Raw genomic sequence first — 25,102 nt, 5'->3', positions numbered from 1 at the left:
GGCGGCAACATTGGCGGCAAGTTTAGTGGCACGCTTGATCGCAGTTTTGCCGCCGTCGGACCGGCCAATGTAACTTCAAGTTGGCCGACACCAAGGCAGCGGGTCAGGAACGCCAGAAGATCGGCACGAGCAGCACAAGCATGGTCAGGACTTCGAGGCGGCCAAGCAGCATGGCCAGCGACAGGACGTAGAGTTCCGGGTCGTTCATCATGGCAAAATTGCCGACCGGTCCGATCAGCGGTCCGATGCCGGGGCCGACATTCGACAGGGCGGTGATCACGGCCGAGGTCGAGGTGGCAAAGTCGTAGCCGAGCAGCGACATGGCCATACTGCCGATCACCCAGATGAACATATAGGCGGCAAAGAACAGGAAGACCGCGCGTTGGGTTTCCGCATCGACGGTCTGGTTGCCGTAGCGCACCGAATAGATGGCATTCGGATAGATCAGCTTTTTCATGCCGGTGACGATCAGGTTGAACAGGATGACGAAGCGATAGGCCTTGATGCCGCCGGCCGTCGAGCCCGAGCAGCCGCCCATGAAGGTGGCGAAGAAGGCGGCGGTGACGGCGAACGGCCCCCACAGCGTATAGTCTTGGCTGGCGAATCCGGTGGTCGACAGGATCGAGGTATAGTTGAAGAAGGAATGGGTCAGCGAGATCGGCAGCGGAATGCCGTTTTGCAGATGGTTGTAGATCCCGCCGGCCAGCGCAAAGGCGACAAGATAGGCAAGGAAAATAATGATCTGCGGATCGCGCAACGCATCGAGCCGTCCGCGGATGACGAAGACGATCAGGATCGAAAAAGGCAAGCTGCAGACCGTCATGAAGAAGGTCGAAATCCACAGGATCGTATAGCTGTCAAAAAAGGCGAACGACATGTCATGGGTCGAGAAGCCAGCCGTCGCCACGGTCGTAAAGGCATGATTGATCGCATCGAAATGGCTCATGCCGGCGAAGTCATAGGCAATGGTGCAGACGAGCGTGATGCCGACATAGACCGCCATGAAGGCGCGGGTGAAGGTGGCGAGCCGGGCGAAGGGCTTGTCGCCGGTATCCGACGATTCCATCTTGAAGAAGGACATGCCGCCGACGCGCAAAAACGGCAGGACGAAGAGACCGAGCGCGACGATCCCGATACCGCCGAGCCAGGCAAGCAGCGAGCGCCACATCAAGATGCCCGGAGCAATGTTGTCGAGACCGCTGATCACTGTTGATCCCGTCGTGGTGATGCCGGAGATCGATTCGAACAGCGCCTGCGCGAACGTCAGGTCGAGGTCGGCGAAATAGAGCGGGATTGCACCGACCACGGAAAACACGGCCCAGAGCACATTGACCAGCAGGAAGCCCATGCGCTTGGAAAACGCAGGCGGCGGGCCGCGCGTCGCCATCGCCGCCGTCAGCGAAATGCCGCCGACCATGGCGGCCGAGACGGTGAACACCGACCAGTTGTCGTCGCGATAGTAGAGATCGACCATCGCCGGGACCAGCATCGCGGTCGAAAGATAGAGACCGCAGAGCGCGGCGATGTAGACCAGGGTGCGCAGGAGATTGGTGTTCAAGGAATTTCTTCCGTTTGGTTGCACTGCAAAGAAGCTTTGTCAGTGCCTGATGTCTATGCCATAGCGGGAGGCAGATCAAAATTCAACGGATGGACGTCGTGACGCCACAGGAAGTCGAGACCGCGCTGGAAGCCATGCGTGGCCTTTTCCCCGAAACACCCCTGCAGCTCAATGATCATTTGAGCGCCCGCTATGGGGCCAATATCTATCTCAAGCGCGAAGACCTGACCCCGGTTCGCTCCTACAAGATTCGCGGCGCGTTCAATTTCCTGCGCAAGATCGTCGGCGACAGCCCGGCCAGCACGACCTTTGTCTGCGCCTCCGCCGGCAACCATGCCCAGGGCTTCGCCTTCGTCTGCCGTCATTTCGGCGTGCAGGGCGTCGTCTTCATGCCGGTGACCACGCCGCAGCAGAAGATCGACAAGACCCGCACCTTTGGCGGCGAATTCATCACCATCCGCCTGTTCGGCGATATTTTCGACCAGTGCTATGCGGCGGCCCGCGAGCATGTCGAGGCGATCGGCGGCTATATGGTGCCGCCCTTCGACCACCCAGACATCATCGAGGGGCAGGCGACCGTGGCGGCCGAGATGGTCCAGCAATTGCCCGAAGGCGTGACACCGGATCTGGTTGTCATGCCGGTAGGCGGTGGCGGATTGTCCTCGGGCATGACCGGCTATCTGGCCGGTCGCGTCGCGGCGGGCAGCATGGTCTTTTGCGAACCGGCCGGCGCGCCCAGCCTGCGCCGCAGCCTCGAAGCAGGTGCCGTGGTGACACTGCCCAAGGTCGACAATTTCGTCGATGGGGCCGCCGTCGCGCGCATTGGTGATCATAATTTCGCAGCCCTCAGGCATTTTGCCGCCGAGCAGGTGGTGATCGTCCCGGAAAACGCCATCTGCGTGACCATGACCGAGATGCTCAATGTCGAAGGTGTGGTGCTCGAACCGGCCGGCGCACTGTCGATCGCAGCCCTCGATCTGCTGCCGCCCGAACGCCTTGCCGGCAAGACCGTGGTCGCCGTTGTCTCGGGCGGCAATTTCGACTTCGATCGTCTGCCGGATGTCAAGGAACGCGCCATGCGCCATGCCGGGCTGAAGAAATACTTCATCTTGCGCCTGCCGCAGCGCCCCGGCGCCCTGCGCGACGTCCTCAATCTGCTCGGCCCCGAGGACGATATCGCCCGCTTCGAATATCTGAAGAAGTCGGCCCGCAATTTCGGCTCGATCCTGATCGGCATCGAAACCGGCAAGCGCGAGAATTTCGCCGATCTCTTCGCCCGCTTCGATCAGGCCGGTCTCGGCTTCGAGGACATCACCGAAAACGAGATCCTGGCGAACCTGATCATCTGACGCCCGGCAGGGTTGTCAGCCAGGCGAGGATATGGTCGGCGACCGGCTGGGTGGTTTGCTGCGAATAGCTGTCGCCGGCGATCACATGGCTGTTTGCGTCGCCGTTCGGCCCTGGGTCGAACGTGGCATGCGGTCCGCCCCATCGCGCGGCAACCGCTGCCGTGGCTTGCGCGCTGACCACCTTGTCCTTGGCCGAATAGATGAACAGGGCCGGCAGCGTGATGGCCTCGACCTTCGTATGCTGCGCCAGCCTGACTGCCTGCGCCATCGGGATCAGCGCCTCGACCGGATAATCGGTCGTCCAGTTGAAAGCGTTCTGCGCGTTGACCGGCTCGAAACCGCGCCTTGCACCGATCAGCAGATGCGCAAGCGGCCCCGCGAAGGGACCGGTGGGCAGGAAACTGCCGAAGGCACGCAGGCCGTAATTGGGCGAGATAAACACCGTCGCCGCGACATCCCGGCCAAGGGCAGGGCGGGCCAGAGCCCAGGTCACCAGCGAGCTTCCGGTCGAGGTCGAGATTACCACAACCTTGTCGCCCAGGACGCGACCGATCGCCAGAGCCTCGGCCATGTCGGCGGTCCAGTCATTCAGTGTCGCCTGTCCCAGGCCATCCGGATCGTCAAGTCCGTGGCCGGCAAGGCGGGTATAGTAGAGATTGGCGCCGAGCGCCCTGGCGACCAGATCGGGCAGGGGGCGAAGCTCGCCGGACGAGGCGGAAAAGCCATGGATATAGATCACCGACACCGGTGTTTTTACCTTGTTCGCCGGATCGGCCCAGATCACCTGTTTGCCGAGGCCCTTGCGAAGACGGGGAAACCCCGATTCGGCCGCAGTCAGATAGGCGTCGACCTCATCAAGGCCTCGGTCATTGAGGCCTTGGCCGGCGGCAAAGGCCGCCTCGCGTTCGAGATCAAGCCGTGGCGGCAGGCGGTAGACGATGGCAAGGATGGCAAGGATGGCGACGATGACAAGGATGCCAGCCAGAAAACCCATGAACATTCTCATCGATAGTGTCCTCCGCACCAGCCTCTCCCATGCCGGGGCGGAAGTCTAGCGGGGTTTAAACCGGATTGGCATATGATCGCTGCGGATCGTCGCCCAGGCGTTACCCAATTCACCGCATCGGCTTTCTCATCGGCGCGAGCTGTGCTATCGAGCGGACATGACATCGATTATCGCGCGCATCCTTTCGATCTTCACCGGCAGCTCCTCATCCGAAGCGGCCCAGGCACCCGTTGCCGAGCCGCAGGTCTACAAGGATTGCCTTATCCATGCCGAGCCGATCCGCGAGGGTGGCCAGTATCGTCTGGCCGGGCGTATCGTGAAGGACGTTTCGGGACGCACGCTCGAGCGCACGTTTATTCGGGCCGACATTTTCTCCTCGCTCGATGACGCGCTCGAATGCACGTTCCGCAAGGCGCAGCAGATCGTCGATCAGAATGGCCCGTCGCTTTTCTCCGATGGCGAGGAAAAGCGTAGCGCCTGAGGAAAAAATCCTTCTTTTGGTGAAAAAAGGCTTACCCACACACACGCATTGTTAAATCCTCTGCCATCAAATGAACCCGGCTCAATTTTCCGGGTTCCGTAAGTGTTTTCCAATTTTTCGATTGTCAGATCGACCATTTTGCCGTCTTGCCTCGGAGCTGTTCTCACAGCTCTTGTCGCAACACCGTCATTTGCGGCCGACGACCAGGTGGCCACTGTCTACAATCCGGCTGATCTTGCCTGGCTGATGGCGGCCTCCGGCATGGTCATGATGATGCAGGTCGGCTTCCTGCTGCTGGAAGCGGGCATGGTCCGCTCGAAGAACTCGATCAACGTCGCCCAGAAGAACCTGCTCGATTTTGTCTTTGGCGTGGTGGCCTTCGCCGCTGTCGGTTTCATGCTGGCCTTCGGCAAGACCGGCTGGCTGCCATTCGGCGTCGATGGTGACCTGTTTTTCCTGCAGAAAACCGACAGCTGGGTCGCCGGCTTCTTCGTTTTCCAGGTGATGTTCTGCGGCACCGCCGCGACGATCGTTTCCGGCGCCGTGGCCGAACGCATGAAGCTCGTCGCCTATGTCTTTGGTTCGATCGTCCTGTCGGCGCTGATCTATCCGATCTTTGTCCACTGGGCCTGGGGCACGGCGCTGGGCCCCAATTCCGGCGCGTTTCTCGCCAATCTCGGCTTCGTCGATTTTGCCGGCTCGACCGTGGTCCATGCCACCGGCGGCTGGATCGCTCTTGCCGCCTGCATGGTGCTCGGGCCACGGCTCGGTCGTTTTGATGTCAATGGCCGGCCGGTGCGCATTGCCGGGCACAATCCCGTCCTGTCCACCAGCGGCGCACTGATCCTGTTCTTCGGTTGGATCGGCTTCAATGGCGGTTCCACCCTCAAGGCCTCGCTCGATGTGGCGCCCATTATCATGAATACGGTTCTGGCCGGCGGCATGGGAACATGCGTCGGCTACCTGCTTGGTTTCAAACAGGACGGCGTGGTGCTGCCCGAAAAATCGCTTGCCGGCATGCTGGGCGCGCTGGTTGCCGTGACGGCTGGATGTCATGTGCTGGAGCCGGGCGGGGCGCTGCTGGTCGGTGCGCTGGGTGCGGCTGTCGCCGTCTACGGCAATCAGTTCGTCGAAGAATACATGAAGGTTGACGATGCCGTCGGGGCCATTGGCGTGCATGCGTTTGCCGGTGTCGCCGGCACTTTGGCACTGGCCCTTCTTGCACCCGTCGAGCATCTGCCTGCCGGTAGCCGTTTGGGCCAGCTCTATGTGCAGGTCTTCGGCTCGGCGCTGAATTTCTACTGGTCCTTCGGTCTGGGCTATGTGTTCTTCTATGCGCTCGATCGGCTGATCCAGATCCGCGTGTCGGCGCCCGTCGAGGAGATTGGCCTCAACATTGCCGAACATGGAACGCGGCTGGGTGTTGGCCATGTCGAGGATGCCCTGTCCGAGCTGGTCGGTGGCACGGCCGATCTCAGCCACCGTCTCACGGTCGATCCCGGCGACGAGGCCGAAAAGCTGACGCGGCTGTTCAACAGCCTGATGGACACGATCCAACAGGAAGAGCGCGGGCGCAGCGAGCTGCAGTCGATGATCCGGGACCAAGAGGAATCCGACCGTGTTGCTGCGCTGGCCAATGCCACGTTCGAGGCGATTGTCATGCACGAGAATGGCCTGATCATCGACGGAAACCAGCAGCTCGGACTTCTGGTGGGCCTGCCGCTGGAGCAGCTGATCGGTCGTCCGATCGGCGATCTGGTCGATGAAGAGGGGCGGCAGCGCCTGACGGAGGAGCCTGATCCCGACGATGATATGCTGCGCGAATTCAACGTCGTGCGAGCCGACGGCCAGCAGATCCCGATCGAGGCGCGCGGCCGCAATATCGAATACCGTGGACGCAAGATCCGCATCAGCTGCCTTGTCGACCTCAGGGAACGCAAGGCGGTCGAACAACGCATGCGGCATCTGGCCCAGCACGATCCGCTGACGGGACTGGCCAATCGCACCCTGTTCACCGAGACGCTGTCCATGCATGTCGAACGCGCTAACTCCAACTGGGGATGCGCCGTGATCCTTGTCGATCTCGACCACTTCAAGGACGTCAACGATCTTCATGGCCATCCGGCCGGTGACGAAGTTATCCGCGAAACGGCGCGGCGTTTGAGCCGGACGCTGGGGCCACGCGATCTGGCTGCTCGCCTGGGCGGCGACGAATTTGCCATCATCCTCGCCAATACACATTTCAAGACACAGATCGAGGATTTCGGTCGGCGACTGGTCGACGCGTTCCGGCAACCCTTCGATACCGGCCACGGCGAATTCATCAAATGCAGCGTCAGCGTTGGTGGTGCCTTGTGCCCAGAACACGCCTCGACGCTGGACGAACTGATCGGTCGCGCCGACGTTGCGCTGTATCACGCGAAGAAATCCGGCCGCAGCACGTTCAAGATCTTCCGCGACGGTATGGACGAGCTGATCGAAAAGCGCCGTGCACTGGAAGCCGATATCGAGCGCGGGCTTGCCGACGGCGAATTCGAGCTGTTTCTGCAGCCGCGGGTAAAGGCTGCCACCGCCGAGATCTCCGGCTATGAGGCGCTCGTGCGCTGGAACCATCCGGAGCGCGGCATGGTGCAGCCGAACGATTTCATTCCGGTGGCCGAGGTGTCGGGCAAGATCGTTGCACTTGGCGCCTGGGTCCTGGCCGACGCCTGCCGACTGCTGGCCGCAATGCCCAAGGATATGCATCTCAGCGTCAACGTTTCGCCGGTGCAGTTCCGCCATCCGGATTTCCTTGCCGATTTGAGCCATTGCGTGGCTTCGACCGGCGTGAGGCCGCAGATGCTGGAACTGGAGATCACCGAAAGCGTTCTGATTGATGATGACGACCGCGCGCTCAACATCCTGACGCATCTGAAGCATCTCGGTTTCCGCATTGCGCTCGATGATTTCGGCACGGGATATTCCTCGCTCAGCTATCTCAGCCGCTATCCCTTCGACGTGATCAAGATCGACCGCAGTTTCGTGGCCGCCCTTGGCACGGAAGAAACCGCCAATGCCATCGTGCGGTCGATCATCGACCTGGGGCGCGGCCTGGGGATGAGTGTGGTGGCGGAGGGCGTCGAGACACTGGATCAGGCGCTCTACCTTGCCGCTGCCGGTTGCGAGGAATTGCAGGGCTATCTGCTCGGGCGGCCGGTGCCAGTTGCCGAAGCACCAAAAATAGTGTCGCCGATGATCGCGAACGAACTGCAAAAAGTCGCAAGCTTCGTTATGCGTACGGGCACGGAGCGGGAATTCGGCACTGGGCGCACAGTGACAGATCTGCCGCGACCTGTGTCTCTCGGGGCTTGAATGACGGCATCGCTGCTTCGGTCTGAGCAGCGATCCGGGAATGACATAGGAAGCCGGGTTCGGCTTCAAAGCGTGACGCAGGGCATTGCCATGGAAATGTGGAATCTGGTTCTTTTTGTCTCCGAGGCGGTGCTGTATTTCGCCCTGATGACGACGCTGCTGCACCTGCGCACCTATATCGGGCTCGGCGTCTTCCTGACCGCTCTTGGCGTCATGCACTTCGTCGAGACCTATCTGGCCGCAGTCTTCTACGTCACGCTGCCATTCGGTATCGTGTCGCCCGGATCCTCGATCTTCTTTGCCGGCAAGCTGATGATGATCCTGATGCTCTATATCAAGGAGGATGCGTCAACTGTCCGCCAGCCGATCTATGGTCTCTTTCTCGGCAATCTGGTGACCTTGGCCATCGCCCAGTTGCTCCTGCTGCACTACAGCGTCGAGCCGACGGCAAACCAGAGAGCCGATTTCACATTCCTGCAGGACATGGGTGCCCTGATGCTCTGGGGAACGACCCTGCTCTATCTGGATTCGATCGGCATCATCCTGCTCTATGAACGGCTCGGCCGCTGGCTGCCGCGCCGCACGGTGCTGCGCTTTGCAATTTGCGGTGCGGTGATCCTGGTCTTCGACCAGATCGGCTTCTTCATCATGCTGAACCTGCTTTATGGCGCACCAGCTGACGTGTTCTGGGGTGGACTGAAGGCAAAGATGGTTGCGGTACTGATCTATACCGCGCTGTTCGCCCTCTATCAGGTCTATCTCAGCGAGGGGCGCATGGTCGGTCGCCAGCGCAAGGTCCGCGATGTCTTCCACGACCTGACCTTCCGCGAACGCTATGAGGATCTGCTGGCGCGCACGGGTCGGGATGGACTGACCGGCCTGTTGGATCGCAGCCGCATGGAAATCGATGCACCGCGGCTTTTGGCACTGGCCCTCAGCCAGGACAAACCTGCCAGCATCGTGATCATCGATATCGATCACTTCAAGCAGATCAACGACCGTTTTGGTCATCTTGTCGGCGACGAGCTGCTGAAAGAGATCACCGAGACCATGAGCAAAGCCGTTCGGCCGCAGGACTTCGTCTTCCGCTATGGCGGGGAGGAATTTGTTCTGGTGCTGCCGGATCTGGCACATGAGGATGCCCTGCGCATCGCCGGGCGGCTGCGTGAGCGTGTCGCCGCCGACATCCGCAATCCGGACGGCGAGCCGGTGACGATCAGCATGGGTGTCGCAAGCGCGCCGGTCGACGGGACCAGTCTGCATGCGGTGCTGTCCGTTGCCGATGTCAGGCTGTACAGGGCCAAGAGCGACGGCCGCAATCGTGTCATCGGACGCCAGATGGCATAAAAAATCCGGCGAACGTGTCGCCGGATTTGGAGGCTTTAACCGCGAGGCAGTGTATCAGGCAGCCAGTGCCAGCTCGGCAGCCTTGGCATGGGCTGCGGCAACAGCCTTTTCTGCCGCTTCCGGACCATAGGCCAGGCCTTCGACATAGATCGTTTCGACCAGTTCGATGCCCATGAAGCCGAGAACGGTCTTCAGGTAGGGTTCGGCATGGTTCATCGGTGCGCCAGGGCCGGACGAGTAGACGCCGCCGGCGGCGAGAACCAGATAGGCCTTCTTGCCGGTGGCAAGGCCGACCGGGCCTTTTTCCGTGTAGGTGAATGTCAGGCCGGCGCGCGCGACGTGGTCGATCCAGGTCTTCAGCGACGAGTAGATGTTGAAGTTGATCAGGCCGGTGCCGATGACGATCGTGTCGGCGGCGAGCAGTTCCTGGACCAGTGCGTCGGATACGGCTGCGGCCTCTGCCTCGGCGGCATTGCGGTCCGCGGCCGGCTTGCGGATCGCAGCGGTGAAGGTGCCGTCGACATGGTCAAGCGCGTCAGCGGCCAGGTCACGCTTGACGACAACGGCACCGGTCTGGGCGCTCAGCTTTGCCGCAAGGTCGGTGGCAACCGAGTTCGAAAGCGATTCCGCGCCGCGCGGGCTGGATGTGACGAGAAGAATGGAAGACATGGGAATTTCCTTGATCGTTGCGTGGCAGCGACTGGAGGTAACGCCGCCGTAGCCCCGAGATAGGATGATTGGGCCATCGATAAAACTGTGATAATGTAGATCGATAGTATCGAATAATTGGATGCCTCCCATGGACGCAAACCCCACCCTCGACCAGTTGCAGGTCTTTCTCGCGGTTGCCGATGCCGGCAGCTTTTCCGCCGCCGCACGACAGCTCAACCGCGCACAGTCGGTGATCAGCTACACGATCGGCAATCTCGAGACGCAGCTCGGCGTCAGCCTGTTCGAGCGCAACGGAGCCCGTCAGCCGCGGTTGACGGAGGCGGGCACGGCAATGCTCGCCGATGCCCGCCGGATCGTCAGCGACCTGCAGGTCATGCGGGCCCGCGCAACCAGCATGAAACAGGGCCTCGAGGCGGAGGTGTCCGTGGCGATTAGCGTGATGGTGCCGACGGAGGTCATGGTTGGAGTGCTGAAGGCGTTTCGCGACACGTTTCCATCGGTGTCGCTGCGGCTGGAAGTCGGCGAACTCGGCCGGATCATGGAACTGGTGATGAACGGCCGATCGACAATCGGTATCGGCGGCGCACTGCTCCGGCAGGACGATTCGCTTCTTGTCGAGCGCATTGGACACAATTACCTGCTGCCGGTCGCCGCAGCCGACCATCCCCTGGCATTGTTGCACCGGCCATTGACGCTGGTCGATGTGCGCGAAGAGGTGCAACTGGTGGTCAGCGACGCCTCCGAGCTGACTGTCGGTCGCGACTTCAACGTCCTGTCCTACAAGACCTGGCGGGTAAGTGACATCGCGACGAAATACCAATTACTGCGTCGCGGGCTCGGCTGGGGCGGGTTGCCGGCCTCGGTGATCCGCGAGGATCTGATGAGCGGTCGGCTGGTGCAGCTCGATCTGGATGCCTACGAGCAGGGCTCCTACAATCTCTATGCGATCCGCAAGACCGCCAATCCGCCGGGTCCGGCCGCAAGTTGGATGATCGACGCGTTTCGCGAGCGGCTGTCCAACTGCCCGTCCGACCTGACCGGAATTCTACCGGATGTGCGACACGAACCCTTGGCTGTATCAGCCTGAATTGACTCGGTAACCGTGCCTGATCCGCACAACAAAAAAAGCCCGCGATCTCGAAGAACGCGGGCCTTGATCTGTTGTCGTTCGACGCGGTCAGAGTGTCAGGCGGAACTTGGCAAAACCGTCTGTGCCTTCGCCGGCATCCTCGATCTTGACCCCCTTGATGGCGGCGAGATAGTCGCGCGCCTTGGGGCCGGTTTCGAAGGTGACTGTGGTGTCGGCAAGCGGTGCGAACGACCAGTTGCCGTCGGCCTGCGGGTCGATCGTGCCCTGTTCGACGATGTGGCGCACGATGATGTCGCGATTGGTGTCGGGGCCGACAAAGACGACCTTGTCACCGGCGATTTCCGGGAACTTGCCACCGCCACCGGCGCGGTAGTTGTTGGTCGCCACGACGAAGCGCTGGCCGGGATCGATGGGGTGACCGGCAAACTGCAGGTTGACGATGCGGCTTGATTCCGGATGGATCGCCTTGCCGTCCTTGTCGAAGCGCGGCGGCTTGGTGAGGTCGATCTGGTAGGTGACGCCGTCGATGATGTCGTAGTTGTAGGATGGGAAATCCGGATTGATCAGGCTTGTGTCCTTGGAACCGGGAGTGATCTGGTTGAAGATGCCGGCCGACATTTCCAGCCAGTTCTTCACCTGTTCGCCGGTGATCGCGACGGCCTGGATCGTGTTCGGATAGAGGTAGAGATCCGCGACATTGCGGATGGCGATGTCGCCGGCCGGAACGTCGGTGAAATAGTCGGCACCACCGCGTCCGCCGACCTTGAAGGGGGCTGCGGCCGACAGGACCGGCAGATCCTTCAGGTCGCCATCCTTCAGCATGTCCTTGATATAGGCGGTCTGAGCAATCGAGACGATCTGCACCGACGGATCATCGGCGACCAGGGCGAAATAGGAATAGAGCGGCGCCGATGTCTTGCCGACCGGGGTGCGGACATAGTCGAGCGTCGCCTGATGTTCGGCGGCGACCGCGGCCACCACTTCCGGCTTGTCCTTGACGTCAGCGACCACCTTCTTGTTTTCGTCGCGATGCGAAATCGGCCGGGCTTCGCAGGTGAAGTCGACGATCTTCCAGCTCTTGCCGTCCTTTTCCAGCAACAGATCGATCAGGCCCATATGCGAGCCCCAGAAGCCGGCCATGACGGCGGGCTTGCCGAGCAGCGTGCCCTTGACCGGATCGGCACCGGGCACATCGACGAAATCCTTCGGGCCGGGGAAGACCAGATGCTGGTGGCCGGTGAAGATCGCATCGATGCCTTCGACGCCGGCGAGATAAAGCGAGGCGTTTTCCATCCGCTCTGTCTGACCGTGGCCGTCGATGCCGGAATGCGACAGCGCAATCACGATATCGGCGCCTTCTTCCTTCATGCGCGGCACCCAGGCGCGTGCAGTCTCGACGATGTCGCGTGTCTGGGCATTGCCCTCCAGGTTCTTCGCGTCCCAGACCATGACCTGCGGCGGCACTAAGCCGATGAAGCCGATCTTGATCGGGCTCTCCGCGCCGGATCCGTCGCGGATCATCTTGTCCAGAATGACATAGGGCTTGAAATGCAACTCATCCAGCTTGGGATCGGCCGCCAGCGTGCCTTTGGTCAGGTTGGCGCAGACGATCGGGAAATTGGCCCCGCCGAGCGTGTTGAACATGAAGTCGAGGCCGTAGTTGAATTCGTGATTGCCGAGCGTGCCGCAATCATAGCCCAGCACGTTCATCGCCTTGATCACCGGATGCAGGTCGCCGGCCTTCATGCCCTTCTTGTAGGCCATGTAGTCGCCCATCGGATTGCCCTGCAGCAGGTCGCCATTGTCGATCAGCAGCGAGTTTCCGGCCTCGGCCCGAATCGAATCGATGATAGAGGCGGTGCGTGCCAGACCCATCGTGTCGTTCGGCTTGTCGGCATAATAGTCATAGGGCATCACGTTGACATGGATGTCGGTGGTTTCCATCAGGCGCAGATGCGCCTGGCTGCCGTTGGCCCGGGCAGCAAAGGGATGCAGGGTGACGAGGGCGGCCGTGGCGGCAAGGCCGCCGAGCAATGAGCGGCGTGAGATCGGATGCAGATCGATCGACAATGGCATGCGGGGCATGGGGGCTCCTTCAGGAAATACCGTCTTTAAAGTTGAGGAGTTTAGGTCGCTTTCAAGGCAGTTGCACCCCGAAAATGACAGGCGTGTAAATGACAGGCATATGATCCGCAGTATCGGCTTTTTTCGCGCAGCTAGCGGCCGTGGATGTTTCCCGGGTCACGATGGAAATGGCGGAAATAGGCGGAGATCTGCGCCAGGGTATTGCTGGTCTGTCCGAATTCCAGACCCATCTTGCCGGCGCGGTACCAGCGCACAGTGCCTTCGATCAGGCCCAGTTCCGTTGTCCTGACGGTGACCGTGCTGCCGCGCTTGGCCTCGATCCAGCCCTCCAGATGCAGCGCCATGCCGGTGCGGGAAATGTCGATGACGCGGATGTCGATCTGTTGGCTGAGGTAGTCCAGCGTCCCCTTGAAGCGACAGCGAATGCGCTGGGTTTGACGACCGTCCTGACTATTGTTGACGCTTTCCTGACGTGTGGCAGCAAGCATGACTAATCGCTCCGTGAAAAGGAATGAAAGAAATGCCGCCAAGTTTCGCCATGGGAATGAACAGGACCTCGCCGATCTCGTTAAAATGCCGGATTTTCACCTAGAAGAAATAGGGTATTCTGCCCTCAAGTGAGCCATTTTACCGTAAATAGGTGGGGGTTTTGTCCCGGCACCAACAAAAACAGACGCCGAAGCGTCCATTTTTTCGATGCGGACAGAGGATGGGTGTCGGACGCCTAACGCGTCAGGACCGGACGGACTTCCTTGTGGAAGTTGCGGAAATAAGCCGCCAGTTTGGCGAGCGAATTGCTGTTCTGCTTGATCTGGATGCCCAGCCGTCCGCTGCGGTTCCAGCGCACGGTGCCTTCGATCAGGCCGATATCATCGTTCTCGATGATAACAGAGCTGCCGGCGGCGGCATGAAGCTGGCTGTACAGTTCAAGGGCGAGACCCGTGCGCGAAATGTTGATCACGCGGGCATCGGCCTCCTGCTTGAGGTGGCGCACACGACTGTCGACACGGCAACGGCTTCTCGGCGATGTGCGCACGTCCATGGTGAGATTATTGCTCATTTGATTGTTCCAGCCATTGAGACAGGACCACGGTAGAGACGAAACGTAAGAACCGGTTGAATTCAATCGTTAGGATTTTCTGCAATCGTCGGTTTTATAGCCCCACATTGGGACGATCGATGATTTCGCGCAGGGCAAAGCTCGAATTGATCTTCACGACATGGGGAAGGGCGGACAACCAGTCCCTGTGGATGTGTTCATAGTCTTCGAGATCCTTGGCCGCGACGCGCAGGATATAGTCGTATTCTCCCGACATCAGATAGCAGACCAGAACGTTCGGGCAGCGCTTCACCGCCGCCTCGAATTCCGTCAGCGTCTTGGCGAACTGGCCCGACAGCGAGATATGCACGATGACCATCATCTTGTACTCGATCGCCTTGTGCGACAGGCGCGCATGATAGCCGCTGATCACGCCGGATTTCTCCAGCATGTCGTGGCGCCGCGAACAGGCGGATGCCGACAGGCCGACTTTTTCGGCCAACTCGGCATTGGTCATCCGCCCGTTTTCCTGCAGAGCCTTCAGGATGGCAAGATCGATGCTGTCGAGTGCAGACATTCGAATAATTCCTCAAGATATATCAATATGACGCAATTATCTGCGAAAGTTGCATGGCTGGCAAACCCATTTTGCAAGGACATTCGCAAGCAAGAATGGTTCAATTCAAGCCGTGTTGAATAGCGGCTTTGCCGCCGAAATGGAGAGGAACGCTGAATGCGTGTCGGTTGCCCGAAGGAAATCAAAAACCATGAATATCGTGTTGGGCTGACGCCTGGAGCGGTGCGCGAATACGTGGCGCATGGTCACGACGTTCTGATTGAAACGGGTGCCGGCGCCGGCATTGGCGCAGACGATCATGCCTATATCGCGGCCGGCGCAAGGATTGCCGCCTCTGCCAAGGACGTGTTCGAAAAGTCCGACATGATCGTCAAGGTCAAGGAACCGCAGCCATCCGAATGGGTGCAGCTGCGCGACGGACAAATTCTCTATACCTATCTGCATCTGGCGCCGGATCCGGAACAGACCAAGGGCCTGCTCGAATCGGGTGTCACCGCGGTTGCCTATGAGACCGTGACCGATGAGCGTGGCGGCCTGCCTTTGCTGGCGCCGATGTCGGAAGTCGCCGGGCGCTTGGCGATCCAGGCGGGCGCTACCGCGCTGCAAAAGGCCAATGGCGGCCGCGGCATCCTGCTTGGTGGCGTGCCGGGCGTCTTGCCGGCCAAGGTCACCGTCATCGGTGGCGGCGTCGTCGGCCTGCATGCCGCCCGCATGGCTGTCGGACTTGGTGCCGATGTGACCATTCTCGACCGTTCCTTGCCGCGGCTGCGCCAGCTTGACGACCTTTTTGCCGGCCGGATCCATACCGTCTATTCGACGATCGATGCGCTCGAGCAGGAAGTCTTTTCCGCCGATCTCGTCATCGGCGCGGTGTTGATCCCGGGCGCGGCAGCGCCCAAGCTGGTGACGCGGGAAATGCTGACAGGCATGAAGAAGGGCGCAGTCATTGTCGATGTCGCCATCGACCAAGGCGGCTGCTTCGAGACCTCGCATGCCACGACCCATTCCGACCCGACCTATGAGGTCGACGGGGTCGTGCATTACTGTGTGGCCAACATGCCGGGTGCTGTTCCGGTCACCTCTGCTCATGCGCTGAACAATGCGACGCTGGTCCATGGTCTGGCGCTGGCCGATCATGGAATGCGGGCGATTGCCGAGGATCGCCATCTGCGCAATGGCCTGAATGTGCACAAGGGTCGCATTACCAACAAGCCGGTGGCTGAGGCGCTCGGATATCCGGCATTCGCCGCAGAATCGCTGCTTAACGTTGCGTAAGGGCTAGGATCTCTCCAGTCACCTTACCTTGCGTGACGTCCGCAGCGTTTGATTGAACGCGGCCAATTGGGCCGGCCGTATCATCGGCCGGCCTTTTCTATGGGGCCGCTGCCGCCGGTCCTGTCAGCTGCGCTCGATCCGGCACTGATAGCAATTGTTGCGTGCCGAGCGCACATGCACATAGGCAATCGCCGGATCGGCAAGCAATTCCCGGGCACGGTCGGCCATCGCGATCGTTGGCGTTACGGCACCCGTTCCATAGACAATGCGATCGTCGGCACCGTAGCCGCGCACGATATAGTCCGGGCTTTCCAGCATCGGTGGCAGGATCTCGCTCGCGGCATAGCGTGTGCAGGGGGCTGCATGCAGGAAGATCGGTCCGGTCTCGGCATAGGGCTGCAGGCTCGGAAACGGGCGATAGGCAAGTGTCAGATAGGGCTCGCCTTCCTCGATCAAGCCGAGGCAATGGCGACACGGATAGCTGCCGCCCGGCGATTGCCGCGTTTCGGGAACAAGACCATAGGCATCCGGCGCGCCGGCCTGATATGCCATCAGTTCATCGGTGGGAATGGCGGTGAAGCGCAGGGTCATGGTTGTCTCTCGCTGATGGTTTTGCGGATATGTGCGCGCATCATGCGAAGTGCCGCCGGCCCGTTCCACCCGTTTCTTGCGAGTCGATGCGACATTCACCAAAAATGGAGATTCTCTTGGCTATGCTGTTTCGGCTAGCGTCGAGCCAGCAAGAGGGGCCAGCTGAACGGGGTCGGGGCATTCCATGAGACATTTTACCACTGCGCTGATCGCGCTCGGCGGCGCTTGCGCCGCATTCTTCGCCATGCCGGCGGGTTCGGCAAAGGCGGATCTGACCCAGGAGGAGATCACTGAGGGCCGCAAATACGTGGTCAACAACGCGATCTTCGTCCTCTTCCATGAAGGGGGCCACATGCTGGTCTCGGAACTCGGCTTGCCGGTTCTCGGCCGCGAAGAGGATGCCGTCGACGGCTTGTCCTCGGTGATGCTGCTGGAGAGCGAGGACGAGGAGTTGCGGGCGGCGATGCAGGACGCGGCCGATGGCTGGTTCCTGATCGATGCGGCGAATGCGCAAGGGCTCGAAGAGGCGGATTTCCAGGGCACGCACGGCCTGAACAAGCAGCGCGCCTATGCGCTGGTCTGCATGATGTCGGGCAAGGATCCCGAATATTTCAAGGCGTTCATCGATTCTCTCGAATTTCCGCAGGATCGCCGGGAGGAGTGCGTCGACGAATACGCGCAGACGCGCGACAGTTGGTGGGGCGTGCTCGATCCTTATGTCGACGACAGCAAGACCTCGAATTTTACCGTCACCTACGAGCCGGCCGGCGACGATCTGCAATATATCGAAGACATGCTGAAAGAGGGCCAGGTACTCGAAGCGATCTCGGCGACCTTTGGCGAGGGATACAACATTCCCGATGGCATCAAGGTGACGGCCAAGACCTGCGGGGTGATCAATGCATTCTGGGATCCTGCGGCCCGCGAGATCACGTTCTGCTACGAGTTCGCCGCGCATCACGCCGATCTGGTCAGCCAGTATTTCGAGGAAAACCGCGCGTCGTCTTCACCGGACGGCGAGCCGCAGGCGCAGGCGCCCGCTGACGTAAAGGGTGGCATGGTGTCCGCACTCAAGGCGGCGGCATCCGATCAGTAACGGCAGCACCCGCTTCGCCGGTCGCGACGAAGCGGGTGCTGCCGCACATGTCAGAACGTCGCGCCGTCGCGCTTCATCAATTGCAGCAATTCCTGCTCGGTCATCGGCTCGACCAGCGCGTTGAATGTCTCGACCGGTGAAAAGCCGAACTGCTGGTAGAGCTGCAACGCGCGCGGATGGTCGAGCGAATTGGTCGTGACCGTCACCTTGTCCGGATTGCTCGTCCAGGCGGCATAGAGCGCCTGCAGCAGGAACCACTTGCCGATGCCGAGACCCAGGCCGTATTCGAACAGGCCGAAATAGGACAATTCGACCAGCTTTTCGTTTTCTTGCGACAGTTCATAGAAGCCGGCCGGCGCGCCGTTCACGTAGAGAACCGAGATCGAGACCTTCGGATCGTGGATGATCGCCTTCAGCGCGTCGTCGGTCATGCGCAGGCGCTCGTACCAGTGCCAGCGCGCACCGACCTGGCGATGCAGGAAGCGGTAGAAGGCGAGCGGGATTTCCTGGGTACGCATGATCGCCGTCTGGATATTGACCGGCACCGGCAGACTGGACTTCGGCGGTGCCGTCATTTCGAGACGGGTGACATGGGCGGTCAGCGGCCCTTCGGTCCTTGACGTCAGGGGTTCGGCTGCACCCGTCGTCACCGGTGTGTCGGTCTTGGAGCCCCATTCCGACCAGGAACCGTCATAGAGCGAATTGTCGGTATGGCCGAGCGATTCCAGGGCAAGCGTGACGACCGCAGCCGTCACGCCGGATCCACAGCTGGTCACAACCGGCTGGGACAGGTCGATCCCGGCATTGGTGAAGATCGAGCGCAGGGTGGCGAGATCCTTCAGGCGGCCGTTTTCAGCCAGCATCGATGCCGGCACGCTGCGCGCACCCGGCATATGGCCTGAGCGCATGCCCTCGCGTGGCTCCGGCTCCTCGCCGGTAAAGCGGCCGGCCGGGCGCGCATCGGCAATCTGCCGGTCGCCATTGTCGGCGATGGCCGACATCTGGTCGAACGAGGTGATCCGGGCGCGGTCGAAATGGGTGTCAAACGTCACAGGCTCCGGCTCGGGCAGGTCGATTTCCAGCTTGCGGCCGTCGGCTTTCCAGCCGTCGAGCCCGCCGTCGAGCACATAGACGCGCTGTGCGCCCATGACGCGGAACATCCACCAGACGCGCGGCGCCGAGAAAAAGCCCGGCCCGTCATAGACGACAATGGTGTCGGTTGCGGCAATCCCGAGCTGGCCGACGGCATCGGCAAAGAAGGCCGGCGAGGGCAGGGAATGCGGAAGACTGGTGCTTTTGTCGGCGATCACGTCCTGATCGAAGAACACGGCGCCGGGAATATGACCGCTCGCATATTCGGCAGCGCCATTGCGATTATGGGCCGGCAGATACCAGGATGCGTCGACAAGCTTGAATTCGGGAGCCCCGAGATGCTTTTCGACCCAGTCTGCTGAGACGACGAAACGGCTTCTTTCCCCGGACATGCTGTTCTCCCGTACCTTGTTTCAGGCGGAGACCTCCGGAACACCAAAGCGGATGCGGAACCGGCGGTTCTCCTTGCCCTTTTTCTCGATTTTGGCGATATGAATCGCGCCGACCTCCTGGGTCTCCGAAACATGTGTGCCGCCGCAGGGCTGGCTGTCAACGGCGGAGTTCTCGCCGATCGCGACGAGGCTGACCCGGCCGAGCCCGACAGGCGGGCGGACATTCTTCGACTTGACGATTCCGGGATTGGCGATCAGCTCGGCGTCGGTGATCCATTGCAGATAAACCGGGTGGTTTTCCGCGACCAGCTTCATCAGCTCGGCTGTGACCTGATCCTTGTCGATCGTCTCCGACATGTCGAAATCGACGCGGCTTTCCTCTTCGCCGACGGCAGCACCGGTGATCGGAAACGGACAGACGACGGAAAGCAGATGGCAGGCGGTGTGCATGCGCATCAGCTTGTAGCGTCGCGGCCAGTCGATATGCAGGACCAGGGTTTCGCCGAGTGCTGGTGACGGCTGGCCCTCGGCCGGCTGGTGCAGGATGACGTCCTTGGTCTCGCCATGGCGCGTCAGTGCAATATCGATGCGGCTGCCGTCCTGCCGTTCCAGAAAGCCCAGATCCCCGGGCTGGCCGCCGGAGGTGGCATAAAAACAGGTCTGGTCGAGTTCGATGCCGCCATCGTCGTGGATAGCCGTCACCACCGCTTCGCATGTCGAGAGATAGAAATCGTCGCGATAAAGAGCGGTGGTCGGCATGCTAGTCCTCAGGCAGTTTCAAAAGGCAGGTCGAAATCGGCACGCGTTTCCATCCAGCCCGGCACCGGCAGCGCCTTGGAGCGCAGGAAGTCCGGATTGAACAGCTTCGACTGGTAGCGGTTGCCATAGTCGCACAGGATTGTCACGATCGTATGGCCGGGGCCGAGATCTTTCGCAAGCCGCATGGCGCCGGCAATATTGATGCCCGACGAACCGCCCAGGCACAGGCCTTCGTTTTCGACCAGATCGAAGACGATGTCGAGCGCCTGGGAATCCGGGATCTGATAGGCATGATCCGGCGTGAAGCCTTCGAGATTGGCGGTGATCCGGCCCTGGCCGATGCCTTCGGTGATCGAGGAGCCAGACGATTTCAGCTCTCCGTTCTTGTAGAATTCGTAGAGTGCCGCACCGAGCGGATCGGCAAGGCCGATCTTCACTTCGGGCTTGAGATTGCGCAGGCCGATCCCGGTTCCGGCCAGCGTACCGCCCGAACCGACGGCGCAGATGAAGCCATCGACGGCGCCACCGGTCTGCTCGAAGATTTCCCGCGCCGTGGTGGCGATATGGGCATCGCGATTGACCGTGTTGTCGAACTGGTTGGCCCAGATCGCGCCATTCGGCTCGCTCTTGGCAAGCTGGGCTGCCAGCCGGCCGGAAATCTTCACGTAGTTGTTCGGGTTCTTGTAGGGAACCGCGGGCACCTCGACCAGCTCGGCACCGAGCAGCCTGAGCGCGTCCTTCTTTTCCTGGCTCTGGGTTTCCGGGATGACGATCACGGTGCGGTAGCCGAGCGCCTTGGCAACCAGGGTCAGGCCGATGCCGGTATTGCCGGCGGTGCCCTCGACGATCACGCCGCCGGGCCGCAGCAGGCCACGCTTTTCAGCGTCGCGAATGATGAACAGGGCGGCGCGATCCTTGACCGACTGGCCGGGGTTCAGGAACTCGGCCTTGCCGAGAATGGTGCAGCCGGTCGCCTGCGAGGCACCCTTCAGCCGGATCAGCGGCGTATTGCCGATCGCTTCGAGGACGGAGGGATGAAATGCCATGAATATCTGCCTTCTCTTTGTCCGGACACTAGAACCAATTGCGGCAGAATGGAAAGCGCACGCCCATGCGATTTTGTCCTTCTGGACAAGATTGTGTGGGCGAAGCGGTCTGCGCGGGATTGAACCGGTGTTTTCCGCCCGGGGGCAGACAAAGGCAAGGAATGGCTTTTCGCGCTAGGGCAGGAGGAGGGGAATATACGTTCTGGGGTTGAGTTCGCAGGGCGGTCGAACCGACTACTTTTCTTCGTCGCAAAGTGGTTCAGTAATGATGCCGGCATTGCGCGATCAGGAGCCCGTCTTCCGTCGGGCGATAGACGAGCCGATGCTCCTGGTCGATCCGCCGCGACCACCAGCCGCGCAGTTCGCCCCGCAGCGGTTCCGGTTTGCCGATGCCCTGAAATGGTGATCGGCAGGCTTCCTTGATCAGTTGATTGACGCGCGCCAGCATTTTCGCATCGGTGGACTGCCAATTCAGGTAGTCCTCCCAGGCCCGCGCATGAAAAACGAGCTTCACTCCGAAAGCTCGCGCGCTTCGCCCTGACCTTCATCAAGTTCGCGCACCGCTTCGAGCAGGCGTTCCGCGTTGCGGGGGCTCTTCAACAGATGCTGCGTTTCCTCATAGGACGCGAAATCCTCCACCGACATCAGAACGGCGGCAGGCTTGCCGCGATCACGGGTAATCAGGACGGGCGTCCGGTCCTCCGTCACACTGTCGAGTAGGGAGGCCAGGTTCTTGCGAAGGTCGCTGTAGGATGTGGTTTTCATGGGTGTATTGTACCTGATTGAGTACAGGAGGCAAGTGTTGTCGCGTTCAGGCCCACTCGGAGGTCAGCGTCGGTTTACATATCCGCTCTCGATGGATGCAGTGAACTGGACACAGGATCGCCCCCCTCACTCCCCCTTCAGCCCCTGCAAGGCCGCCAGCGCCTCGTCGCGCGCCCGTTTGTGGTCGACGATCGGGTTGGGATAGGTCTCGCCCAGGATCACGCCGGCCTCTTTCAACACCAGAAGCGGCGCCTCGAACGGCCGGTGGATAAAGGCGTCGGGCATATCCTTCAGTTCCGGCACGAAGGTCCGTATATAGTGACCTTCGACGTCGAATTTTTCGCCCTGGGTGATCGGATTGAAGATGCGGAAGAAGGGCGATGCGTCGGCGCCGGATCCGGCGACCCATTGCCAGCTGGCGGCGTTCGAGGCCGGATCGGCATCGACCAGCGTGTCGCGGAACCAGCGCTCGCCCTCGCGCCAGTCGATCATCAGGTCCTTGATCAGGAACGAGGCGGCGATCATCCGCACCCGGTTGTGCATATAGCCGTGGCGCCAGAGCTGGCGCATGCCGGCATCGACGATCGGGTAACCGGTCTCGCCGCGCTGCCATTTTTTCAAGAGATCCGGCGCCGAACGCCACGGGAAGGCGTCGAATTTCGAATTCCAGTTCTTTGATTTCAGGTCGGGGAAATGAAACAGCAGGTGGTAGGAGAAGTCGCGCCAGACCACTTCCTTGCGGAAATGGATAATGTCTTCGGAGGCGAAACGCCCGGCAAGGCCGCGTGTTGCATGCCAGATCCGGGCCGGCGAGATCTCGCCGAGCGCCAGATGGGGGGAGAGCATCGACGTGTTCGGCCGGGCAGGGAAGTCGCGCAGGCTCCGGTAGCCGGTAAGGCCGTTTTCGATAAACGTATCGAGCCGCTCGAGCGCGCCGGCTTCGCCCGGTTGCCATATCTCGGAAAATTCCGCCGCCCAGTTGGGTTTGGTCGGAAGCAGGGCCCAGCTGTCGAGCGGTTCGCTGTCTGGCCAGAACGGCGGTGAGATGAGCGAGGTCGGCGCAGGGGCGGGCTCGCGCGGTTCGCCAGAGCTTTCGAGCGCCTTCCAGAATGGTGTGTAGACCCTGAAATTGGTGCCGGCGCCGGTTGTCAGGCGGGTTGGTTCATGCAGGATCTGGCCGGCAAAGGTGCGAATGACAAGGCCGTCCTCGGTCAGTCGCGCCTTGATCGCCTTGTCGATGGCAATGCCCGGCGGATCATAGCGGCGGTTCCAGTAGACGCTGGCTGCACCCGTCTCGTCGATAAGCTGGTCCAGCACCCGTCCGGCCGGACCGCTGCGCAAGGTCAGCCGGCTACCGATCGCCTCGAGCGACCGGGCAAGGGCGGCGAGGGAGTGATGCAGCCACCATGCCTGGGCGGCCCCCAGCGGTCCGGTGCCGGCCTCTGCTGGCTCGCGGATATAAACGGGAATGACCCTCCGCCCCTCATCGGCTGCCGTTGCCAGCGCCGCATGGTCATCGAGACGCAGATCCTTGCGGAACCACAAAATCAGGGGTTTGGTCGAAGGCATTCCGGATACTCATCTGCTGTTTAACCTCCACATACGAAGGATCAGCGCGGAAGGATCATGCCGGAGTGGGAATTAACCGGGAAGAGGATCAAAATTGCGCCACTCAGGCAGCGGTCAGTACGGCGGGTGACCGGTGACGTTGCTCGGCATGGATCAACGCCATGATTTCCGTCGCATTTTCGCGCACATAGAGGCGATGAAGCTTTTCCGCGACCGGCGCGTTTGTCAGCAGGCAGGTATACTTCTCCCGATCGAACCAGCGGAAGTCCACCACATTGTCCATGTTCACGAAGAGGGGGAAGCCGTCCCCGTCATGAAGCTGGATCCACATCTGCAATTCTCCTAAATGCCATTTGTCAATCACCGACGGATAGCAAGCAAAGATGAAGACGGAGTTGCCGCACCGTCGAAAGACGAGTGGCTAAGGTGGAAAGAGGGCTGGCGTGAAGCGCGCGGACGCAGGATCCCGAAAGAGAAAAGGCCTGCGCTTGTTCAGCGCAGGCCTTTAGAATGGAATGGCTCCCCGGGCCGGATTCGAACCGGCGACCTGTCGATTAACAGTCGAATGCTCTACCGCTGAGCTACCAGGGAACAGCCGCTTGCCGCGGTGTGAGTGGGCTAATACAAATGCTGGTTCGATTTGCCAAGCGGTTTTTCAAAAAAAATGCATTCGGCTTGTTTTATTCTGTGGGCTACCCATCTGTTGAAGGCGGCGAAAACAGCGAATAATGCCGGAAATGCAGGGAGTTTGGCGATTGGCAGAGCGTAGATACAGGATAGATGCCGAACGCGGGCGACTTGTTCTTCCAGGCTTCGAAATTCCCTTTCCCCGGTCGCGCGGCGGTCGCATCGCGGCAGGATCGGCTCTGATCGGCGGCGGTTTTCTCGGTTTTCTGCCGATCCTCGGCTTCTGGATGGTTCCGCTTGGCGTTCTCGTGCTCTCGCATGACCTGTCCTTTGTCCGCCGCCGCCGCCGGCGCATCGCCATCTGGTGGCGCAAGCGACATCCCGAGGTCAAGCGGGCCGGGACGAAGTGAGGTCTCGCGAGCGAGATCTCGACCGATCGGTCTTGTCCTGCCCGTAAACCGTCAGGCCTGAGCTGGTGATCTTCGCTGGACGACGGCTCTTGCCGGCAGGCTTTGTCGAGATCAGGCTTCGTCAGGCCGCTATGTCAAATGCAAATGCGCTTCCGTCGCTGAGTTGCTAGATTCGACCATGTCATCACGACACAAACCTGGCGATAAACGGACGACCGGTCCGAGGTCAGGATGGGAGGTGCGATGAACGTTTCAGCTCAACAGTCGGTGTCGGACATGATGTCGGGAATCATGTCGCCCGTCGATCTTCGTGTCATGCAGCATGCCATGTTCATGGCGTGCGATTCTGGCGATACTCTTCGCACCATCGATGACGTCGAGACCTTGGGCAGGGTTGTCCTGAAGCTCTACGCAGCCGGTTTGGTCGATCCGGAGAAATTGGCCGATGCCGCGGGAACGATGGCCGGGGTGGTCCACATCCAGGGTTTGCGCCGAGCGGTCTGAGATTTCCAATTCGGCGCCACGCCACAGCCGAATGGAGATAGCCTTTCAGAAAATTAAAAGGGCCATTTTCAGAAAATCCACTTGCGGTTTTTTTAGATCGCGTCTAAATCCCCGCCACCACACGCACTTTTGCATCGGACGGCCTCGTGGCGGAGTGGTTACGCAGAGGACTGCAAATCCTTGCACCCCGGTTCGATTCCGGGCGAGGCCTCCAACTCTTTCTTCACCATGTCTATGCGCTGAACCTTGGCCGTTGTCGATGACGTGTCGATCCGCGCCTTCTGCGTGTTCCGGCTCTCTACACTCATCAGAAGCCTCCCGAAAATTAACCGGCAAACTGCCTGGCTGTCGCCTGCGATATTCTGCTGCTATCCGTCCTGTGCGTCTTGAAAGCCGGACGGCCTGCAATTAAGACACTGGG

At 60.7% G+C, this 25,102-nt stretch carries 24 protein-coding genes and 2 tRNA genes; 10 read left to right on the top strand and 16 right to left on the bottom strand.

What is annotated here, in order from left to right; genetic code table 11:
• Positions 1–103 precede the first annotated feature (103 nt).
• Positions 104–1,558: a TrkH family potassium uptake protein gene (locus GVK95_RS16105; protein WP_159951423.1), complete on the bottom strand. Its 1,455-nt coding sequence runs from the start codon at positions 1,556–1,558 to the stop codon at positions 104–106.
• Positions 1,559–1,656: 98 nt separating this feature from the next.
• Here GVK95_RS16105 and ilvA point away from each other — a divergent pair, with 98 nt between their 5' ends.
• Entirely contained in the window at positions 1,657–2,907 is a 1,251-nt protein-coding gene (gene ilvA / locus GVK95_RS16100; RefSeq protein ID WP_200844302.1) for a threonine ammonia-lyase, read from the top strand.
• On the opposite strand, the gene GVK95_RS16095 is transcribed toward ilvA, so the two are convergent.
• Entirely contained in the window at positions 2,900–3,901 is a 1,002-nt protein-coding gene (locus GVK95_RS16095; protein WP_244618786.1) for an alpha/beta hydrolase, read from the bottom strand. The two genes, ilvA and GVK95_RS16095, sit on opposite strands and share 8 nt — an antisense overlap.
• Positions 3,902–4,070: 169 nt before the next feature.
• Here GVK95_RS16095 and GVK95_RS16090 point away from each other — a divergent pair, with 169 nt between their 5' ends.
• From GVK95_RS16090 to GVK95_RS16080, 3 genes are all read left to right on the top strand, one after another.
• A complete protein-coding gene (locus GVK95_RS16090) occupies positions 4,071–4,394 on the top strand; it encodes an HlyU family transcriptional regulator (RefSeq protein WP_159951417.1) in 324 nt (107 codons plus the stop codon).
• Between the two features lie 207 nt (positions 4,395–4,601).
• Positions 4,602–7,745, top strand: a complete 3,144-nt coding sequence (gene amt, locus GVK95_RS16085) for an ammonium transporter (protein ID WP_244618785.1) — start codon at positions 4,602–4,604, stop codon at positions 7,743–7,745.
• Between the two features lie 90 nt (positions 7,746–7,835).
• Positions 7,836–9,092 (top strand): GGDEF domain-containing protein, encoded by a 1,257-nt coding sequence (locus GVK95_RS16080; protein ID WP_159951415.1) that lies wholly within the window; start codon positions 7,836–7,838, stop codon positions 9,090–9,092.
• Between the two features lie 54 nt (positions 9,093–9,146).
• Here the strand turns inward: GVK95_RS16080 and GVK95_RS16075 are convergent, their stop codons facing one another.
• Positions 9,147–9,761, bottom strand: a complete 615-nt coding sequence (locus GVK95_RS16075) for an NAD(P)H-dependent oxidoreductase (protein ID WP_159951413.1) — start codon at positions 9,759–9,761, stop codon at positions 9,147–9,149.
• Positions 9,762–9,891: 130 nt separating this feature from the next.
• Between GVK95_RS16075 and GVK95_RS16070 the strand changes: the two genes are divergently transcribed.
• A complete protein-coding gene (locus GVK95_RS16070) occupies positions 9,892–10,851 on the top strand; it encodes a LysR family transcriptional regulator (RefSeq protein ID WP_159951411.1) in 960 nt (319 codons plus the stop codon).
• 90 nt (positions 10,852–10,941) lie between these two features.
• Here GVK95_RS16070 and GVK95_RS16065 read toward each other — a convergent pair whose 3' ends face one another.
• The 4 genes from GVK95_RS16065 to GVK95_RS16050 form a co-directional block, all read right to left on the bottom strand.
• Entirely contained in the window at positions 10,942–12,930 is a 1,989-nt protein-coding gene (locus tag GVK95_RS16065; RefSeq protein WP_159951582.1) for a bifunctional 2',3'-cyclic-nucleotide 2'-phosphodiesterase/3'-nucleotidase, read from the bottom strand.
• A 140-nt stretch (positions 12,931–13,070) separates the two neighbouring features.
• Entirely contained in the window at positions 13,071–13,427 is a 357-nt protein-coding gene (locus tag GVK95_RS16060; RefSeq protein ID WP_159951409.1) for a PilZ domain-containing protein, read from the bottom strand.
• A 236-nt stretch (positions 13,428–13,663) separates the two neighbouring features.
• A complete protein-coding gene (locus GVK95_RS16055; RefSeq protein ID WP_159951407.1) occupies positions 13,664–13,999 on the bottom strand; it encodes a PilZ domain-containing protein in 336 nt (111 codons plus the stop codon).
• A gap of 94 nt (positions 14,000–14,093) precedes the next feature.
• Positions 14,094–14,555 carry an Lrp/AsnC family transcriptional regulator gene (locus tag GVK95_RS16050; RefSeq protein WP_159951405.1) on the bottom strand — a complete coding sequence of 154 codons (462 nt, stop codon included), beginning with the start codon at positions 14,553–14,555 and terminating at the stop codon, positions 14,094–14,096.
• Positions 14,556–14,711: 156 nt separating this feature from the next.
• Between GVK95_RS16050 and ald the strand changes: the two genes are divergently transcribed.
• A complete protein-coding gene (ald, locus tag GVK95_RS16045) occupies positions 14,712–15,830 on the top strand; it encodes an alanine dehydrogenase (protein ID WP_159951403.1) in 1,119 nt (372 codons plus the stop codon).
• Between the two features lie 123 nt (positions 15,831–15,953).
• On the opposite strand, the gene GVK95_RS16040 is transcribed toward ald, so the two are convergent.
• Positions 15,954–16,421: a DUF1203 domain-containing protein gene (locus tag GVK95_RS16040; RefSeq protein ID WP_159951401.1), complete on the bottom strand. Its 468-nt coding sequence runs from the start codon at positions 16,419–16,421 to the stop codon at positions 15,954–15,956.
• A 184-nt stretch (positions 16,422–16,605) separates the two neighbouring features.
• Between GVK95_RS16040 and GVK95_RS16035 the strand changes: the two genes are divergently transcribed.
• Positions 16,606–17,517: a DUF4344 domain-containing metallopeptidase gene (locus GVK95_RS16035; protein WP_159951399.1), complete on the top strand. Its 912-nt coding sequence runs from the start codon at positions 16,606–16,608 to the stop codon at positions 17,515–17,517.
• Between the two features lie 50 nt (positions 17,518–17,567).
• On the opposite strand, the gene sseA is transcribed toward GVK95_RS16035, so the two are convergent.
• From sseA to GVK95_RS15995, 8 genes are all read right to left on the bottom strand, one after another.
• Positions 17,568–19,001, bottom strand: coding sequence for a 3-mercaptopyruvate sulfurtransferase (sseA, locus tag GVK95_RS16030; RefSeq protein WP_159951397.1), 1,434 nt, complete (start codon positions 18,999–19,001; stop codon positions 17,568–17,570).
• A 21-nt stretch (positions 19,002–19,022) separates the two neighbouring features.
• Positions 19,023–19,760, bottom strand: coding sequence for an alanyl-tRNA editing protein (locus GVK95_RS16025; RefSeq protein ID WP_159951395.1), 738 nt, complete (start codon positions 19,758–19,760; stop codon positions 19,023–19,025).
• Positions 19,761–19,768: 8 nt separating this feature from the next.
• A complete protein-coding gene (locus GVK95_RS16020) occupies positions 19,769–20,806 on the bottom strand; it encodes a cysteine synthase A (protein ID WP_159951393.1) in 1,038 nt (345 codons plus the stop codon).
• Positions 20,807–21,065: 259 nt separating this feature from the next.
• Positions 21,066–21,320 (bottom strand): Txe/YoeB family addiction module toxin, encoded by a 255-nt coding sequence (locus GVK95_RS16015; protein WP_159951391.1) that lies wholly within the window; start codon positions 21,318–21,320, stop codon positions 21,066–21,068.
• Positions 21,317–21,571 carry a type II toxin-antitoxin system prevent-host-death family antitoxin gene (locus tag GVK95_RS16010; RefSeq protein WP_159951389.1) on the bottom strand — a complete coding sequence of 85 codons (255 nt, stop codon included), beginning with the start codon at positions 21,569–21,571 and terminating at the stop codon, positions 21,317–21,319. Before GVK95_RS16010 ends, GVK95_RS16015 begins: the two co-directional genes overlap by 4 nt.
• Before the next feature lie 126 nt (positions 21,572–21,697).
• Positions 21,698–23,140 (bottom strand): deoxyribodipyrimidine photo-lyase, encoded by a 1,443-nt coding sequence (locus GVK95_RS16005; RefSeq protein WP_159951387.1) that lies wholly within the window; start codon positions 23,138–23,140, stop codon positions 21,698–21,700.
• A gap of 103 nt (positions 23,141–23,243) precedes the next feature.
• The gene (locus GVK95_RS16000) at positions 23,244–23,471 is read right to left on the bottom strand and encodes a hypothetical protein (RefSeq protein ID WP_007606528.1); all 228 of its coding nucleotides are present in this window, start codon (positions 23,469–23,471) and stop codon (positions 23,244–23,246) included.
• A 185-nt stretch (positions 23,472–23,656) separates the two neighbouring features.
• Positions 23,657–23,731: transfer RNA gene (locus GVK95_RS15995), tRNA-Asn, on the bottom strand.
• Positions 23,732–23,895: 164 nt separating this feature from the next.
• On the opposite strand from GVK95_RS15995, the gene GVK95_RS15990 reads away from it, so the two are divergent.
• The 3 genes from GVK95_RS15990 (at position 23,896) to GVK95_RS15980 (ending at position 24,895) form a co-directional block, all read left to right on the top strand.
• Entirely contained in the window at positions 23,896–24,177 is a 282-nt protein-coding gene (locus GVK95_RS15990) for a hypothetical protein (RefSeq protein ID WP_244618784.1), read from the top strand.
• Positions 24,178–24,420: 243 nt separating this feature from the next.
• Positions 24,421–24,681 (top strand): hypothetical protein, encoded by a 261-nt coding sequence (locus GVK95_RS15985; RefSeq protein WP_159951383.1) that lies wholly within the window; start codon positions 24,421–24,423, stop codon positions 24,679–24,681.
• A 140-nt stretch (positions 24,682–24,821) separates the two neighbouring features.
• A tRNA-Cys gene (locus GVK95_RS15980) sits at positions 24,822–24,895 on the top strand.
• Positions 24,896–25,102 lie beyond the last annotated feature (207 nt).

This window comes from Rhizobium sp. 18065, from assembly GCF_902706095.1.
Classification (GTDB): domain Bacteria; phylum Pseudomonadota; class Alphaproteobacteria; order Rhizobiales; family Rhizobiaceae; genus Allorhizobium.
The sequence above is the reverse complement of the archived record's forward strand: the minus strand, read 5'-3'. Positions and strand labels throughout refer to the sequence as shown.

Coding starts and splice junctions, on each gene's coding strand:
- GVK95_RS16095 (WP_244618786.1), bottom strand. CDS start 3,901: ATGGGTTTTCTGGCTGGCATCCTTGTCATCGTCGCCATCCTTGCCATC.
- GVK95_RS16090 (WP_159951417.1), top strand. CDS start 4,071: ATGACATCGATTATCGCGCGCATCCTTTCGATCTTCACCGGCAGCTCC.
- GVK95_RS16080 (WP_159951415.1), top strand. CDS start 7,836: ATGGAAATGTGGAATCTGGTTCTTTTTGTCTCCGAGGCGGTGCTGTAT.
- GVK95_RS16075 (WP_159951413.1), bottom strand. CDS start 9,761: ATGTCTTCCATTCTTCTCGTCACATCCAGCCCGCGCGGCGCGGAATCG.
- GVK95_RS16070 (WP_159951411.1), top strand. CDS start 9,892: ATGGACGCAAACCCCACCCTCGACCAGTTGCAGGTCTTTCTCGCGGTT.
- GVK95_RS16065 (WP_159951582.1), bottom strand. CDS start 12,930: ATGCCATTGTCGATCGATCTGCATCCGATCTCACGCCGCTCATTGCTC.
- GVK95_RS16060 (WP_159951409.1), bottom strand. CDS start 13,427: ATGCTTGCTGCCACACGTCAGGAAAGCGTCAACAATAGTCAGGACGGT.
- GVK95_RS16055 (WP_159951407.1), bottom strand. CDS start 13,999: ATGAGCAATAATCTCACCATGGACGTGCGCACATCGCCGAGAAGCCGT.
- GVK95_RS16050 (WP_159951405.1), bottom strand. CDS start 14,555: ATGTCTGCACTCGACAGCATCGATCTTGCCATCCTGAAGGCTCTGCAG.
- ald (WP_159951403.1), top strand. CDS start 14,712: ATGCGTGTCGGTTGCCCGAAGGAAATCAAAAACCATGAATATCGTGTT.
- GVK95_RS16040 (WP_159951401.1), bottom strand. CDS start 16,421: ATGACCCTGCGCTTCACCGCCATTCCCACCGATGAACTGATGGCATAT.
- GVK95_RS16035 (WP_159951399.1), top strand. CDS start 16,606: ATGAGACATTTTACCACTGCGCTGATCGCGCTCGGCGGCGCTTGCGCC.
- sseA (WP_159951397.1), bottom strand. CDS start 19,001: ATGTCCGGGGAAAGAAGCCGTTTCGTCGTCTCAGCAGACTGGGTCGAA.
- GVK95_RS16025 (WP_159951395.1), bottom strand. CDS start 19,760: ATGCCGACCACCGCTCTTTATCGCGACGATTTCTATCTCTCGACATGC.
- GVK95_RS16020 (WP_159951393.1), bottom strand. CDS start 20,806: ATGGCATTTCATCCCTCCGTCCTCGAAGCGATCGGCAATACGCCGCTG.
- GVK95_RS16010 (WP_159951389.1), bottom strand. CDS start 21,571: ATGAAAACCACATCCTACAGCGACCTTCGCAAGAACCTGGCCTCCCTA.
- GVK95_RS16005 (WP_159951387.1), bottom strand. CDS start 23,140: ATGCCTTCGACCAAACCCCTGATTTTGTGGTTCCGCAAGGATCTGCGT.
- GVK95_RS16000 (WP_007606528.1), bottom strand. CDS start 23,471: ATGTGGATCCAGCTTCATGACGGGGACGGCTTCCCCCTCTTCGTGAAC.
- GVK95_RS15985 (WP_159951383.1), top strand. CDS start 24,421: ATGAACGTTTCAGCTCAACAGTCGGTGTCGGACATGATGTCGGGAATC.